The organism is Cellulomonas wangleii (genome assembly GCF_018388445.1).
GTDB lineage: Bacteria > Actinomycetota > Actinomycetes > Actinomycetales > Cellulomonadaceae > Cellulomonas > Cellulomonas wangleii.
Window position 1 is genome coordinate 2,103,546 of the sequence record NZ_CP074405.1, and the last position, 13,690, is coordinate 2,117,235.

Sequence of the window (13,690 nt, forward strand, 5' to 3'; positions counted from 1 at the left end):
CCGGCCTCAGCCCCCCTGGCGCGCCGCGATGCGCGCCTGCACCTCGGGGCGGCGCAGCGGCGGCACCGTCGCCGGAGGCCGGCGGCGCTCGGGCAGCTCGTCGAGCAGGTGGGCGGTGATGTGCGCGATCTGCGCGACCGCCGCCTCGACCGGCCCGCGGGTGGCGTCGGAGAGCTGCTGCACGCCGGTCACCTTCCGCACGTACTGCAGGGCGGCCGCCTCGATCTCCGCGTCCGTGGCGTGCGGCTCCAGGCCGCGCAACGTCGTGATGTTCCGGCACATGCCTGCCGAACCTACGCCTCGGCGGGTCCCGTGGCGAGAGGGTCGGCGCCCGCCCGCTCCAGGCCGATCAGCGTGCGCTTGGCCGCCTCGCCCCCGGCGTAGCGGCCGGGCGACCCGTCGGAGCGCACCACCCGGTGGCACGGCAGCAGCAGCGGCACCGGGTTGAGCGCGCACGCCGTACCGACCGCGCGCACCGCGGCGGGCCGGCCCGTCGCCGTGGCGACCTGCCGGTAGGACGCGGTCGCGCCGTACGGCACGGCGGTCAGAGCCGCCACGACGTCACGGCGGAACCCCCGCGTGAGCCGCAGGTCCACCGGCACGTCGAACGTGCGACGCCGGCCGGCGAAGTACTCGTCGAGCTCGCGCAGCACCGGGTCCAGCCGGGCGCCGCCCTCCAGGACCCGCGGGCCCACGCGGGCGGCCAGGTCGTCGAGCGCCGCGGCGTGGCCCTGCACCTCGAACGCGACCCGGAGCACCCCGGTCTCCCCCGCCGCGACCAGCAGGCGGCCCACCGGCGAGTCCACCACGCGGTAGGTGACGTCGAGCAACCCGTCGGCCTGCGCCTCGGCGACGAGTCGGGCGTGCAGGCGGCGCAGCGTGGCCTGCTCCTCACCGGCGCGTGTCGTCCGGTCGGTCGTCATGGCTGGCCCCCGTCGTCGATGGTCGTGCCGTACGTGCGGCGCAACGCGGCCACGCCGTCGGCGCCGGCACGCCGGGCCGCGGCGGCGCTGCCACCCACGAGCGCCGCGACGTCGGCGTACGGGAGCCCGCCCAGGTGGTGCAGCACCACGGCGCGCCGCTGCTTGGCGGGCAGCGCGCCGACCGCGCGCCACAGGTCGAGGTCACGGTCGCCGGGCAGCGGCGTGGGTGCGACCAGCGGGTCGCCGCCCAGCGCGCCCGGTTCGGCGGCGGGCGTCGCGTGCCGGGCACGGCGGCGCAGCTCGTCGATCGCCTTGCGCCGCGCCACCGTCACGAGCCACGCCTCGGCGTTCGCGTCGGGTGGGAGGGCCGGCCAGGCGCGCAGCGCGGAGAGGAACGTCTCGGACCACGCGTCGTCGGCGTCGCCAGGCCCGAGCACCGCGCGGCACACGCGCAGCACGGTGCCCCCGTGCGCGCGCACCACGTCCTCGAACGGTCCGGTCATCCCCACAGTGTGCAGACGCCGCGCCCCGCCGTGACGTGAGGTCCGGCGGGGCGCGGGTCAGCGCGTGCAGGTCAGCGCATCTGGGTGAAGGCGGCGGTGGCCGGGTCGGCGCCGATGCGCTCCTCGCTGTCCAGCGCGTCGATGGCCGCGACGTCCTCGTCCGTGAGGTCGAAGGAGAACAGGTCGAGGTTGGAGCGGATCCGCTCGGGCGTGACCGACTTGGGGATGACGATGCGTCCTGCCTGCACGTGCCAGCGCAGGGCCACCTGGCCCGTGGTGACGCCGAGCCGCTCCGCCACCGACGTCACGGCGTCGGCCTGGAGGTCCTTGCCCTGTCCCAGCGGCGAGTACGCCTCGACGGCGACGCCGTGCTGCGTGGAGGCGTCCTGCGTCGCGCGCTGCTGGAAGGTCGGATGCACCTCCACCTGGTTGACGGCGGGCACGACGTCCGTCTCGCGCAGCAGCCGCTCGAGGTGCTCGGGCAGGAAGTTCGAGACGCCGATCGCCCGGACGGCACCGTCCGCGAGCAGCTTCTCGAAGGCCCGCCACGTCTCGACGTACAGGTCCTTGCTGGGCACCGGCCAGTGGATGAGGTACAGGTCGACGACGTCCAGGCCGAGCGCACGGCGGCTGTCCTCGAACGCGCGCAGGGCCTGCTCGTAGCCCTGGTCGCCGTTGCGCAGCTTCGTCGTCACGAACACCTCGTCGCGCGGCAGGCCGCACGCCCGCACCGCGGCGCCGACGCCCGCCTCGTTGTAGTAGCCGGCCGCCGTGTCGATGTGGCGGTACCCGGCCTCGAGCGCGTCCTCGACGGTGCGCTGCGTCTCCTCGGCCTTGACCTGGAAGGTGCCGAAACCGACCTGCGGGATCGCGATGCCGTTGTTCAGGGGGATGGTGGGAGAGGTCATGGGGTCACCCTCGCACCGGTGTCCGCATCCGCGCGCGGGGACCGCCCGCCACGGTGCGGGGCGAGCACCACGAGCACGCCGAACGTCGCGACGACCCCCGACACCGCGCTCAGCCCGCCGTACCCGACCAGGTCCAGCCACACACCGGCGAGGGCACCGCCGACGGCTCCGGCGAACGACATGGCGGCGTCGGACAGCCCCTGGACGGCGACGCGCTCGACGCCCGTCACGTCCGCGGCGACCGCCGCCGAGCCCGCCACCGTCGCGGCCGACCAGCCCAGGCCGAGCAGCACGAGCCCGACCGTCACGCCCAGGGCGTCCCCTCCCGCCAGGCCGCAGACCGCCGTGGCCACCACGAGGACCACCAGACCGGCGAGGAGCACGGGCTGCGCACCGGCACGGTCGACCAGCGTGCCCATGACCGGCGCGAGCGCGAACATCGCGGCCAGGTGCAGGCTCACCGTCAGGCCGACGAGCTCGACCGACCCGCCGTGCTCCGCGAGGTGGACGGGCGTCATCGACATCACCGCGACCATCACGGCGTGGGCGACGACCACGCCCAGGACGCCGGCGAGGGCCCGGGGGTGGCGGCGCAGCGTGGCACCGGCGACCCGCACCGGCACGTGCCGGCGCACCGTCCCCTCGGCCCGCCCCGCGACGTCCAGCGGGTCGGGCCGCATCCCCACCTGGACGACGAGCAGCGCGACGAGCATGCCGAGCCCGGCCAGCACGAAGACACCGGTCAGCGGCGGCAGCCGGTGAGCCGACCGACGGCACCGTCGAGGTGCACGAGGTTGGGGCCCACGACCGCGCCGACCGTGCTGGTCCACACGACCAGCGACAGGTCGCGGCCGCGCGTCGCGGGCGTCGAGAGGTCCGTCGCCGCGAAGCGCGACTGCAGGTTCACGGCGGCCCCGACCCCCAGCAGGACGCTGCCCACCAGCAGGAGCGCGAACGCGGACAGGACGACGGACACGACGACGAGCGTCGCCCCGAGCGCCGCCAGCGCCAGGCCGGTCGACAGCGCCGCACGCCGCCCCCGGGCCGTCGCCAGGCGCGCGAGGCCCAGCGACGCGAGCGCCGCGCCGAGCGTCGTCGCGGTCGTCACCCCGCCCGCCCACGTCGACGACCCCGACAGCGCGACCGCGAGCAACGAGCCGACCGACACGGCCGACCCGGCGGCGAGCCCGCCGCAGACCTGCGCGGCCACCAGGACGGTCAGGGTGCGCCGACGCAGGCGCGGCACGTCGACGAGGTCACCACCGCCCGGACCGGGCCGCGCGGTGCTGGGCGCCGGCGGGCCGTCGGACGGGGTCACGGCACGACACTAGCGGCGCCGTGCTGCCACGCCGAGCGCACTCCCCCGGTCTCAGGTCGCGCGACCCCGCAGGAACGCCCGCATCCGCTCCTTGCCCACCGCCGCGATCGCGCTCAGCGGGATGCCCGCCGGGCAGACCAGCGCGCACTCGCCGTACGTCGAGCACGGCCCGAAGTCGTGCTCCATCTGGTCCACCATCGCCACGGCCCGGCGACCCCGCTCGGCACGCGTCTGCGGCAGGGCTGCCAGGTGGGTGAGCTTGGCGCCGGTGAACAGGGACGCGGAGCCGTTGGGGCAGGCCGCGACGCACGCCCCGCACCCGATGCACGCGGCGAAGTCCAGTGCCATCTCCGCGGTCTGGTGGTCGATGGTGGTCGCGTCCGCGTCCGGTGCGGTACCCGCGTCCACCGCGACGTGGCCGCCCGCCTGGATCACCCGGTCCAGCGCCGACCGGTCGACCACGAGGTCCTTGACGACCGGGAACGCGGCCGAGCGCAACGGCTCGATCACGACGCGGTCGCCGTCCGCGAAGGACCGCACGTGCTGCTCGCAGGACGGCGTGTTGCCCTCCGGGCCGTGCGGCCGGCCGTCCACGTTCACGCCGCAGCACCCGCAGATGCCCTCGCGGCAGTCGGACTCGAACGCGACCGGCTCGCGGCCCTCGACCACGAGCTGGTCGTTCAGCCGGTCCAGCAGCTCGAGCAGGGTCATCTCGGGGGTCGCGTCGGTGACGACGTAGGTCTCGAACGCACCGGGCGATGCCGCGTCGGGCTGGCGCCAGACGTCCAGGGTGAGCTTCACGCGTAGTTCCTCGTCTGCAGCGGCACGGCCTGGAACGTCAGTGGTTCGTCGTGCCGCACGAACCGCTGGTCGGGGGCGTCGGTGGCCGGGGACTCCCACGCGGAGACCCGGCACCACGTGGTGTCGTCGCGCAGCGCCTCGCCGTCGGGCGTCTGGTGGTCGGCGCGGAAGTGGGCGCCGCAGCTCTCGTCACGGTCCAGCCCGTCGACGCACAGCAGCTCGGCCATCTCCAGGTAGTCCGCGACGCGCCCCGCGCGCTCGAGCTCCTGGTTGAGGGCCGACCCCTCGCCGAGCACGCGGACGTCGCGCCAGAACTCCTCGCGCAGCGCCCGGATCTCGGCGATGCCCTGGGCCAGACCCTCGGGGGTCCGGGTGACCCCGGCACAGCGGTAGAGGATCTCCCCCAGACGGCGGTGGAACCGGTCGGGACCCTGCGTGCCGTCGTTCTTCAGCAGCCGCTGCGTCCGGGCGCGCACCGCCTCGAGCGCGTTCACGACCGCCTCGTGGTCCGGCGCCAGCACGTCCGACCCCAGCAGGGGCGCCAGGTAGCCCGGCACCGCGTACGGCAGGGTGAACCAGCCGTCGACGCACGCCGAGAGCAGCGAGTTGGCGCCCAGCCGGTTGGCGCCGTGGTAGCCCCAGCCGACCTCACCCCCGACGAACAGCCCGGGGACCGACGTCATCAGGTCGTAGTCCGACCACAGCCCGCCCATCGCGAAGTGCGCACCCGGCGCGATCCGCATCGGTGTGCGCAGCGGGTCGTCGCCCGTGGCCTGCTCGTACATGTGGAAGAGGTTCGAGTACCGCGACACCACGGTGTCGCGCCCGAGCCGTGCCACGGCGTCCGCGAAGTCGAGGTACACCGCGTTCCTCAGCGGCCCCACGCCGTGGCCCGCGTCGATCCGCTCACGGGCTGCACGCGACGCGACGTCCCGGGGCGTGAGGTTCCCGTACGTGGGGTAGCGCCGCTCGAGGTAGTAGTCCCGCTCGTCCTCGGGGATGTCCGCCGGGGCGCGGTCGTCGCCCGCGCGTGCGGGCACCCAGATCCGCCCGTCGTTGCGCAGCGACTCCGACATCAGGATCGTCTTGGACTGCCACTCGCTCATCAGCGGCAGGGCGGTGGGGTGGAACTGGATGAAGGCGGGGTTCGCGAAGTGGGCGCCGCGTCGGTGGGCGCGCCAGGCGGCCGTGGCGTTCGAGTTCTTGGCGAGCGTCGACTTGCAGTAGATGTTGCCGTAGCCACCGGTCGCCAGGACGACCGCGTGCGCGGTCACGGCCCGCACCTCCCCCGTGACGAGGTCCCGGACGACGATGCCCTGGGCGCGCCCGTCGGCGACGATCAGGTCGAGCATCTCCTGGCGTGTGTGGAGGGTGACGGTCCCCCGGGCCACCTGACGCAGGAGCGCGTTGGCGCCGGCCACCTGCAGCTGCTGGCCGGTCTGGCCACGGGTGTAGTAGGTCCGGGAGACCTGCACGCCGCCGAACGACCGCGTCGCCAGCCGGCCGCCGTACTCGCGGGCGAACGGCGCACCGATCGCGTTCATGTGGTCGATGACGCGGACCGACTCCTGCGCGAGCCGGTACGCGTCCGCCTCGCGGCCGCGGAAGTCGCCGCCCTTGACGGTGTCCTTGACGAACCGGTGCACCGAGTCGTTGTCGACCTTGCGCGCGCGGGCGGCGTTGATGCCCCCCTGCGCGGCGACGGAGTGCGCACGCCGTGGTGCGTCGTGGATCGTGAAGCACTCCACCTGGTACCCGAGCTCGCCGAGCGCGGCCGCCGCGCCCGAGCCGGCGAGGCCCGTGCCGACGACGATCACCGTGAACTTGCGGCGGTTGGCGGGCGCGACGAGGTCGTAGCGCAGCCGGCGGTCGTCCCACGCCTGCTCGGCCGGCACCTCGGGCACGCGGCCGTCGAGCTGCCCACCGACCCGGCGCACGTCCTCGGGGGTGAGCGTCGGTGCCGCACCGTCCGTGGCCTGGCCGGTCATGTCGCTGCCGGTCATGTCGCTGCCGGTCATGTCGGTGCCCATCGCGTCGGTGCCGGGTGTGTCGGTGCGGGGTGTGTCGGTGCCGCTCATGCCACGAGCCCCGTCAGGACCGCGACCGGGATGATCAGGTTGCCCACGAGGATCAGCAGGCCCACGCCGCCGGCGAGCGCCGCGCCCGTGGCGCGCAGCCTGCGTCCCGTGGCCCCGAGGTCGTTCACCACGCTCCACAGCCCGTGCGCAAGGTGCAGCGTGAGGGTCCCGATCGCCAGGACGTAGAACGCGGCGACGGCCGGCCGCTGGAAGGACGCGACGATGTTCGCGTACGCCTGCCCGGCGACGAACTCGTCGGTCGCGGCGGGACGTGTGCCCGTCGTGATGTCGAGGACGTGGAACACGATGAAGAAGAGCAGGACCGCGCCCGTGACGAGCATGCTGCGCGCCTGGAACCCACGCAGTCCCCTCAGCCCCTGGCGGCGGTGCGGCCCACGGGCGGTGCGTGCCCGGCGCCGCAGCACCACGCCGGCCGCGACGTGCGCGAGGAGGCTCGTCACCATGACGGCGCGGAAGATCCAGATGAACCAGCCGTGCGGCACCAGCGGGGCCAGCAGGTCCTCGTGCAACCAGTGGGCGTAGCCGTCGAGCTGCTCGGGGCCGAGGAAGATCTTGAGGTTCCCCACGAGGTGCACGACGGCGAACACCACGAGCACGAGGCCGGTGACGGCCATCACCGCCTTGAGGACCCAGGTCGCCGGGCGCGCCGGCGGGTTCGGGGCGGGCCGGGCGACGGCGGGGACGCGGTCGGGCTCAGGACGCGTGCTGGTCGGTACTGCCACCGCTGACCTCCGTGTCACGGACGCGCCGCCGGTGCGGGCGTCCAGCGCCTCGAGGCTTCCATCCCGCGCGGGAGCCGAGGTGGGACTGGAGTCCCCCGCTGGACGGCTCCCCTCTCGGACTCCGGGCTGGTTTTGTCGTCTTCCTGTGCCTTCATGGGCGCCAGGTTCCGTTATCAGCCCTCTCGACCCACCCACCGGCCCGTCCCCGGGCCCGTCACGGCCCGGCCCGACGGGCGTCGACGCTGCCCGGGCGGGCGTCGCCCTGTCGTGCAATGCTCGACGACCACCGGAGCAGACCCGTCACCACCCACGGAGGTCCCCCGATGAGCGACACCGACGACCGGACGTCCCCCGCGCTGCGCGCCACCCGCGCCCTCGAGCGCTCGGACGCGTTCGACGCCGTCATCGAGCGCTGGCAGCCCCGCGTCGCGGCCGCGCTGGAGGGTCGACCCGGGCTCGCTGCACGGCTGCACGGTCGGGACCTCGGGCACGCGCTCCACCCGCTGATGACCGACCTGCCGCTGGGCCTGTGGATGTCCGCCACCACGCTGGACCTCGTGGGGGGCGACTCGGCCCGACCCCATGCCGAACGGCTGCTCGGGCTCGGCGTCCTGGCCGCACTGCCGACCTCCCTCACCGGGCTGGCCGACTGGGCCGTGTCCGGCCGCCGCACGCAGCGCGTCGGGGCCGCGCACGCCGCCCTCAACTCCGTGGCGCTCGGCCTGTACGCCGGGTCCTGGGTGCTGCGGCGCCGCGGGGCGCACTCGGCCGGTGTGGCGGCCTCGCTGCTCGCGACGGGTGTGGTCTCGGCCGGCGGGTACCTGGGTGGTCACATGTCGTTCCGCCTCGGCTCACCGCCGCGCCGGCACAGCGGGCCGGCGACCACCCGCACGGTGCCCGATGCGGACGAGGTGGACGTGGCGCCCGCCCCGGGACCGCCCAGCACGACCCCGGACGCCTGACCGCGCGCCCGCGAGCGCCCGTACCGGCGCCGGGCCGCCGGTTCCGTCAGCCGTCGTGCCGGGGGCGCGCCGGCCCGGCGCCGGCGAGCAGAGCACGCACCTGGTCGTCCGAGGGCGGCGCGAAGTCCACGTACTCCTGCCCCACCGCCCGGAAGCGCCGCGGCCGGCGCACGCAGACCACGTCGTCGGCCGTCTGGGCGACCGCTGCCACGGCCTCCGCGGGCCCCACGGGGACGGCGACCACGATGCGCTCTGGTTCGTGGCGGCGGACCGCGGCGACAGCGGCACGGACGGTCGCCCCCGTGGCGATGCCGTCGTCGACGAGGACGACCACCTGCCCGGTCACACCCGGTGGGCGACGAGTGCCGCGGTAGGCGATCTCCCGACGCCGCAGCTCGACGAGCTCGGCACGGTGCACGTGGCGGAACTCCTCGGCGGTGACGTTCCCGCGCACCTCGATCCGGTGCTCGTGGACGAGCTCGACGTCGTCACCGATCCCGGCGATCGCACCCATCGCCACCTCGGGGTGGCCGGGCAGGCCGAGCTTGCGGACGACGACGACGTCGAGCGGCGCACGGAGCGCCTGCGCGACGGGCGCGGCGACCGGGACCCCGCCGCGGGGCAGCGCGAGCACGACGACGCGCTCGCCCGCGAGGTGCGCCAGGTGCCCCGCGAGATCCTGCCCCGCCGCGGCCCGGTCCGCGTACGGTCTCGTGCTCGCGGCCATGCACCCACTCCCCCACGCCGCACCGGAGCACCGCGACGTCCGCGCACGTCACGTGCGCGCCCGCACGTGACGTGCCCGGCGGTCTCGGGCCCGTCGTCGGCACCCCCGGGTCCTCGGGACCCGACGATCCGGGGGTGCCGCGTGCCGGGTGCCCTAGGCGGGCAGCGGCCCGTAGATCGGCTGGACCTCGGCCATCTCGATGTCGGCCGTCGCCTGGATCAGCGCGAGGAGCTCGGGGTCCAGGCCGGGCGCGAACTCCTCGAAGCGCTCCTCGGCGATGGTCATCGGCACACCGGCCGGCGCCTGCTCGCTGGCGTCGAGCTGGGTGCCGTCGTTCGACGGCGACATGCCCTGGAAGATCCTGCCCGCCTCCGACGCCGCGGTGAGGTCGAAGGAGTACTGCTTGCTCTGGAGCCCGAGGTCCAGGAGCTTCTTGACCTCGGGGAACTTCTCCGCGCTCGTCTTGGGGATGGGCAGGAGCTTGCCCCAGTCGACGCCGAGGGTCTCCAACGCGCGGGCGTAGGCGTTCTCGTGCGCCTGGTCCCGGACGATGAGGTACGAGATCGTCGACCTGGCGGTCTTGTTGTCCGTCATCTCGTAGATCCGGCACTTCTGCAGACGGCCGGTCGACTCGAGCATGAGGTTGTAGAGCAGGTCGAGCACGAGGTTGCCCGAGTTGTAGACGTACGACCCGCTCCACGGGTTGCCGGCCGCGTCGACCGGGAGCGCACCCTGGGCCGCGACGAGGTAGTGGTGGATGTTGCTCTCGTCCAGCGCGATCCCCAGGGGCGTGGCCCCGTCGGCGCCGGGCTTGTCGAGCGGGTCGGTCTTCTTGCCCTGGTACCGGGGCGAACCGTCCAGGAGCCGGGCGATGGTCGTCCCGATCAGCTCGACGTGGCTGATCTCCTCCGTCCCGATGCCCTGCAGCAGGTCGCGGTAGGGCTTGCCGGAGGGGCCCCGGAAGTTGATGCTCTGGAACAGGTACTGCATCATCGTCCGCATCTCGCCGAACTGTCCGCCGAGCCCCTCCTGGAGCGCGTTGGCGGCGGCCGGGTCCGGCTCGTCGGGGACGATCTCGTTGATCAGGCGCTGGACGTGCAGGTACATGGCGAGCCTCTTCCTGTGGTCCGGTGGGCCTCCACCTTCTTCCCCTTTGTCGGGTTCGGCATCTTGGGCCGCCCCGCGTGCCGCCGTCGGACGTCAGTGGTGGTGGCCGTGCCGCCCGAGCGTGTCCACCGCGGTCGCGCCGGGACGGGTCCACTGCGGCACGGGCCGGGTCGTCGGCCCCCACCCCGCGTTGCCGTCGGCGTCGGCCCTCCAGTACCAGCAGGGACCGTTCCCCTCGGGCCAGCCGTCGGGGTTGTCCTGCCACGCCTCGCCACGGCCGTAGGGCGTCAGGTCGAGCAGCCCGAACGACGAGTCGGCGACCTCGGTGCCGCGGCCCGTCGTGTCGTACGTCAGGTAGACCCGGTCCCCGTCGCGCAGGAAGCACGTGAGGTGGCCCATCTCACCGCCGACGGGCTCGTCCAGTCCGCGCACGGAGTACCAGGGCTGGGTGTAGCCCATGAAGTCGACGTACGGGGCGACCTCGTCCCACGGGCCGGTGGTCAGGATCGCGAACGACACCCCGCGGGCGTTGAGGTAGACGGCGTCCTTCTGCTGCCACGCGGTGACCGTGCAGCCCTCGCACTGCCCCTGGTGCGGCGCGCCGTCGTGCCACATGTGCTTGTAGACGACGAGCTCGTCGCGCCCCTGGAAGAGATCGCGGAACGGCACCGGACCCCCGGGTCCGACGACCTGGACGTCGGGGGCGAGCTCGACCATCGGCAGCCGTCGACGGTCCGCCGCGAGCGCGTCGCCCGCGCGGGTGTGGGCCTTCTCGCGGACCAGGAGCTCGTCACGCGCGGCCTGCCACGTGGCCCGGTCGACCACAGGCGGCCGGCCCGGGCGTGAGGTGGTGGGTGCGTCGTTCAGCGTTGTCATGATGTCTCCGCGGGGCTGTCCGTGCCGGGCAGCGGGGCCCGGCGTCCGTCGACGGTCACCAGGTCTGACCGGCGGCACGTGGTGAACTCATCGCCTGACGACCTGGCCCACCTGCTCGACGTCACGCAGCGGCCGGGGCGACCTCAGGACCGCGCCGACGCCGCGGTCGCCGCTCCCCCGTCGGCGACCGGCACCGTCGGGAAGGCCGCGACGTCGACGGGCGGACCCGGCGCGTTCCGGGACCGGTTCGTGGTGGTAGGTCCCAGGTCATGACCGCCCGTACCACCACGGGCGTAACCTGAAGAAGGATGCGTTCTCGGCCACTCGAGCAGGAGGCGGTCATGGTGGCGGACGGACCGGTGGTCATCGCTCTCGACGGCGGGCCGCACAGCGCGCACACGCTGCGGTGGGGCCTGCAGGAGGCCGAGCGGCGCGGCGCGGACGTGCTGCTCGTCCACGCGTGGCAGGAGCCGTACGAGGTCTCGCCGCTGGGGTGGTACGCGCCCTTCATCCCTCTGGGGCTGGACCGCGACGCGCAGGCCTACCTCGATGCACAGCGGGAACGTGCGACCGCCGCGCACCCCGGGCTGCGGGTCGACACGCGCGCCGTCCAGGGGGCGGCCGTGCCGGCGATCCTCGCCGCCGCCGAGGGAGCCCAGCTGCTCGTGATCGGCGCGAGCGGCCGGGCCGACGGGTCGCGGCTGAGCAGCGTGGCGGGCCACGTGGCCGCGCACGCACCCGTCCCGGTCGCGGTGGTCCGCCAGGCCGCCGCGGACGGACCTGCCGGACCGGTGGTCGTCGGCGTGGACGGCTCCGCGACCTCGCTCGCCGCGGCACGGACCGCCGCACGTGCCGCGTCGTCCCGCGAGGTCCCGCTCGTCCTGGTGCACGCACGCCCGACCGTCGAGGACCCGTACGGCACCCATGACGCGCCCGTCCCGCTGCCCCCGGACGAGGCCGGCGCCGCGCACCACGCGGCGTCCCGGCTGGCGCAGGACCTCCGGGAGGAGCACCCCGGTCTGCAGGTCGACGTCGAGGTGGTCGAGGACAGCCCTGCGCACGCCCTCGCCGCCCGGTCGGTCGGCAGCGACCTGGTGGTCGTCGGGTGCCGAGGGCTGGGCGCGTTCCGCGGCATGCTCCTGGGCTCCGTGAGCCACGACGTGCTCCGCACGGCCGCGTCGAGCGTGCTGGTCGGCCGGGCGGAGGCCTGAGACCGTCGGCCCGGGTCAGCCGGACGGTCGCCCGAGGCGGCGTACCGCTGCAGGAACAGCGCCTCCGCCGTCGCGAGGTGCTGGATCTCGTCGGGGTCGACGCTCTCGTCGAGCACGTGGATCAGCGCGAGCGGCTCGTCCACGCCGAGGCGGCCCCCGTTCGTCGGGGCTTCCCTCTCAGCGGGTGCGGGGGCTGTCGCTCGCGGACCACCGGTGAGTCGAACGGCTCGCCCGACACGGGCACCCCCGCAGATCAGCGGCTGCCCCGGTCTCCCGGAACAGCCGCTGATCGCCGTTCTCCACGTCGGGCTGACAGGATTTGAACCTGCGACCCCTTGACCCCCAGTCAAGTGCGCTACCAAGCTGCGCCACAGCCCGATGGCTCCCGCAGAAGCCTCGAAAAGCCTACCGCACGTGACGCCCCTGTCCCGACCACCCGTCGCCTCCGGGTGCGGAGGCGTGCGGGCTCACGCCGTGGGGTCGCGCTCCTCGCGCCGCCGCCGCAGGACCTCGAGCTCGGCCGCGACCACGCCGAGCACCAGCAGGTCGACCAGCAGCCCCCACGACGCGTCCCACTGCGACAGCCGGAACAGGAAGAACTGCGTGACCAGCAGGCTCACGAGCACGGCGCGCCGGAACCACTGGTACCCGTCGACGGCGTCCCGCCCGACGCGGGCCAGACCCACCAGGCACAGCGCGACGCTCACGGCGCCGGCGACCAGCGCGCCGGCCACCACCCAGCCCGGGGAGTCATCCCCGCCCCACCACCGGGCCACGGCACCGGCCACGGTGACGCCGGAGGTGCCCACCAGCGCCAGCACCGCCAGCCACGGCACGAACCGGGCACGGACCAAGGTGTGCAGCACGCGCACGACGCCCGATGCGACCGCGTCGACCGGGTCGGGCAGCTCGGCGTGGTCCTCGTCGATGCTGCGCAGCAGCGCACGGGTCTCCCGCGCACCGGGCACGTCACCGGCGTCGGACAGACGAGCCTCGGCGCGGTGCCGCGCGGCCGGGGTGAAGCCCCCGACCACACCCGCGACCGCCTCGTCGACGGCGCCCGCCAGCGCCTCGCGCGGGTCGGGCGGCCGCCGGCCGTGCAGCGCCTCGGCCACGATCCCCAGGCCCACGACGGTGGCGTAGATGATCGCCGCGGTCGGCTCGTAGAAGTAGTCGTTGTCCGACGTGACGAACTTGCCGACCTCGTCGACGAACAGCCCGAACCCGATGCCGCCGACGAGGGCGCCGAGCGGGCGCAGCACCGGCCCCGCGAACGACAGCAGCATGAGGAACGCGACCGCCATCAGCAGACCGCCCCACAGGACGTGGGCGATGTGCAGGCCGTCGCCACCGAGCTGCGGGTACCCGGTGGCCGCCAGGAACGCGCGCGTGACCAGCACCGTCGCGGCCGTGGCCACGAGGAACGTGCCGAGGTGCCGGGTGGCGCGGGGGTCGCGCGGCAGGCCGAGCCGCAGCAGCACGTGCGTCGCCGTGCCGGTGCGGCGGTCGGCCTGCCGGTCGCTCACCGCAGCG

15 protein-coding genes and 1 tRNA gene are annotated in these 13,690 nt (G+C 74.6%); 2 read left to right on the top strand and 14 right to left on the bottom strand.

Annotated elements, in window-relative coordinates; all coding sequences use genetic code 11:
- Positions 1-6: 6 nt before the first annotated feature.
- From KG103_RS09690 to KG103_RS09730, 9 genes are all read right to left on the bottom strand, one after another.
- Positions 7-282, bottom strand: coding sequence for a DUF2277 domain-containing protein (locus KG103_RS09690; protein WP_207342221.1), 276 nt, complete (start codon positions 280-282; stop codon positions 7-9).
- A gap of 11 nt (positions 283-293) precedes the next feature.
- Entirely contained in the window at positions 294-923 is a 630-nt protein-coding gene (locus KG103_RS09695) for a methylated-DNA--[protein]-cysteine S-methyltransferase (RefSeq protein WP_207342220.1), read from the bottom strand.
- Entirely contained in the window at positions 920-1,426 is a 507-nt protein-coding gene (locus KG103_RS09700) for an RNA polymerase sigma factor (RefSeq protein ID WP_207342219.1), read from the bottom strand. Before KG103_RS09700 ends, KG103_RS09695 begins: the two co-directional genes overlap by 4 nt.
- 71 nt (positions 1,427-1,497) lie before the next feature.
- Positions 1,498-2,334: an aldo/keto reductase gene (locus KG103_RS09705; RefSeq protein ID WP_207342218.1), complete on the bottom strand. Its 837-nt coding sequence runs from the start codon at positions 2,332-2,334 to the stop codon at positions 1,498-1,500.
- Positions 2,331-3,065, bottom strand: coding sequence for an MFS transporter (locus KG103_RS09710; protein WP_207342217.1), 735 nt, complete (start codon positions 3,063-3,065; stop codon positions 2,331-2,333). The genes KG103_RS09705 and KG103_RS09710 overlap by 4 nt, the downstream gene beginning before the upstream one ends.
- 11 nt (positions 3,066-3,076) lie before the next feature.
- Positions 3,077-3,652: an MFS transporter gene (locus KG103_RS09715; protein ID WP_207342216.1), complete on the bottom strand. Its 576-nt coding sequence runs from the start codon at positions 3,650-3,652 to the stop codon at positions 3,077-3,079.
- Positions 3,653-3,703: 51 nt separating this feature from the next.
- Positions 3,704-4,453, bottom strand: a complete 750-nt coding sequence (locus KG103_RS09720; protein WP_207342215.1) for a succinate dehydrogenase/fumarate reductase iron-sulfur subunit — start codon at positions 4,451-4,453, stop codon at positions 3,704-3,706.
- On the bottom strand, positions 4,450-6,441 hold the full coding sequence (locus KG103_RS09725; protein WP_207342290.1) for a fumarate reductase/succinate dehydrogenase flavoprotein subunit: 1,992 nt from the start codon (positions 6,439-6,441) through the stop codon (positions 4,450-4,452). The genes KG103_RS09720 and KG103_RS09725 overlap by 4 nt, the downstream gene beginning before the upstream one ends.
- A gap of 86 nt (positions 6,442-6,527) precedes the next feature.
- Positions 6,528-7,274: a succinate dehydrogenase cytochrome b subunit gene (locus KG103_RS09730; RefSeq protein WP_207342214.1), complete on the bottom strand. Its 747-nt coding sequence runs from the start codon at positions 7,272-7,274 to the stop codon at positions 6,528-6,530.
- 323 nt (positions 7,275-7,597) lie between these two features.
- On the opposite strand from KG103_RS09730, the gene KG103_RS09735 reads away from it, so the two are divergent.
- Complete coding sequence (locus KG103_RS09735) at positions 7,598-8,236, top strand: DUF2231 domain-containing protein (protein WP_207342213.1); 639 nt, start codon at positions 7,598-7,600, stop codon at positions 8,234-8,236.
- Positions 8,237-8,282: 46 nt separating this feature from the next.
- Here the strand turns inward: KG103_RS09735 and KG103_RS09740 are convergent, their stop codons facing one another.
- From KG103_RS09740 to KG103_RS09750, 3 genes are all read right to left on the bottom strand, one after another.
- On the bottom strand, positions 8,283-8,963 hold the full coding sequence (locus KG103_RS09740; RefSeq protein ID WP_207342212.1) for a phosphoribosyltransferase: 681 nt from the start codon (positions 8,961-8,963) through the stop codon (positions 8,283-8,285).
- A 153-nt stretch (positions 8,964-9,116) separates the two neighbouring features.
- A complete protein-coding gene (locus KG103_RS09745) occupies positions 9,117-10,070 on the bottom strand; it encodes a manganese catalase family protein (protein WP_207342211.1) in 954 nt (317 codons plus the stop codon).
- Between the two features lie 93 nt (positions 10,071-10,163).
- Positions 10,164-10,946 carry a DUF899 family protein gene (locus KG103_RS09750; protein ID WP_207342210.1) on the bottom strand — a complete coding sequence of 261 codons (783 nt, stop codon included), beginning with the start codon at positions 10,944-10,946 and terminating at the stop codon, positions 10,164-10,166.
- 308 nt (positions 10,947-11,254) lie between these two features.
- Here KG103_RS09750 and KG103_RS09755 point away from each other — a divergent pair, with 308 nt between their 5' ends.
- Complete coding sequence (locus tag KG103_RS09755) at positions 11,255-12,157, top strand: universal stress protein (RefSeq protein ID WP_207342209.1); 903 nt, start codon at positions 11,255-11,257, stop codon at positions 12,155-12,157.
- Positions 12,158-12,461: 304 nt separating this feature from the next.
- Here the strand turns inward: KG103_RS09755 and KG103_RS09760 are convergent.
- Both KG103_RS09760 and KG103_RS09765 read right to left on the bottom strand, forming a co-directional pair.
- Positions 12,462-12,535: transfer RNA gene (locus tag KG103_RS09760), tRNA-Pro, on the bottom strand.
- Positions 12,536-12,624: 89 nt separating this feature from the next.
- Entirely contained in the window at positions 12,625-13,683 is a 1,059-nt protein-coding gene (locus KG103_RS09765) for a hypothetical protein (RefSeq protein ID WP_207342208.1), read from the bottom strand.
- Positions 13,684-13,690: the final 7 nt, after the last annotated feature.

What these genes read in the sequence shown, in the direction of transcription:
- KG103_RS09745 (WP_207342211.1), bottom strand. Translation starts at nt 10,070, where the DNA reads ATGTACCTGCACGTCCAGCGCCTGATCAACGAGATCGTCCCCGACGAG.
- KG103_RS09755 (WP_207342209.1), top strand. Translation starts at nt 11,255, where the DNA reads ATGCGTTCTCGGCCACTCGAGCAGGAGGCGGTCATGGTGGCGGACGGA.
- KG103_RS09690 (WP_207342221.1), bottom strand. Translation starts at nt 282, where the DNA reads ATGTGCCGGAACATCACGACGTTGCGCGGCCTGGAGCCGCACGCCACG.
- KG103_RS09725 (WP_207342290.1), bottom strand. Translation starts at nt 6,441, where the DNA reads ATGACCGGCCAGGCCACGGACGGTGCGGCACCGACGCTCACCCCCGAG.
- KG103_RS09695 (WP_207342220.1), bottom strand. Translation starts at nt 923, where the DNA reads ATGACGACCGACCGGACGACACGCGCCGGTGAGGAGCAGGCCACGCTG.
- KG103_RS09700 (WP_207342219.1), bottom strand. Translation starts at nt 1,426, where the DNA reads ATGACCGGACCGTTCGAGGACGTGGTGCGCGCGCACGGGGGCACCGTG.
- KG103_RS09735 (WP_207342213.1), top strand. Translation starts at nt 7,598, where the DNA reads ATGAGCGACACCGACGACCGGACGTCCCCCGCGCTGCGCGCCACCCGC.
- KG103_RS09750 (WP_207342210.1), bottom strand. Translation starts at nt 10,946, where the DNA reads ATGACAACGCTGAACGACGCACCCACCACCTCACGCCCGGGCCGGCCG.
- KG103_RS09740 (WP_207342212.1), bottom strand. Translation starts at nt 8,963, where the DNA reads ATGGCCGCGAGCACGAGACCGTACGCGGACCGGGCCGCGGCGGGGCAG.
- KG103_RS09705 (WP_207342218.1), bottom strand. Translation starts at nt 2,334, where the DNA reads ATGACCTCTCCCACCATCCCCCTGAACAACGGCATCGCGATCCCGCAG.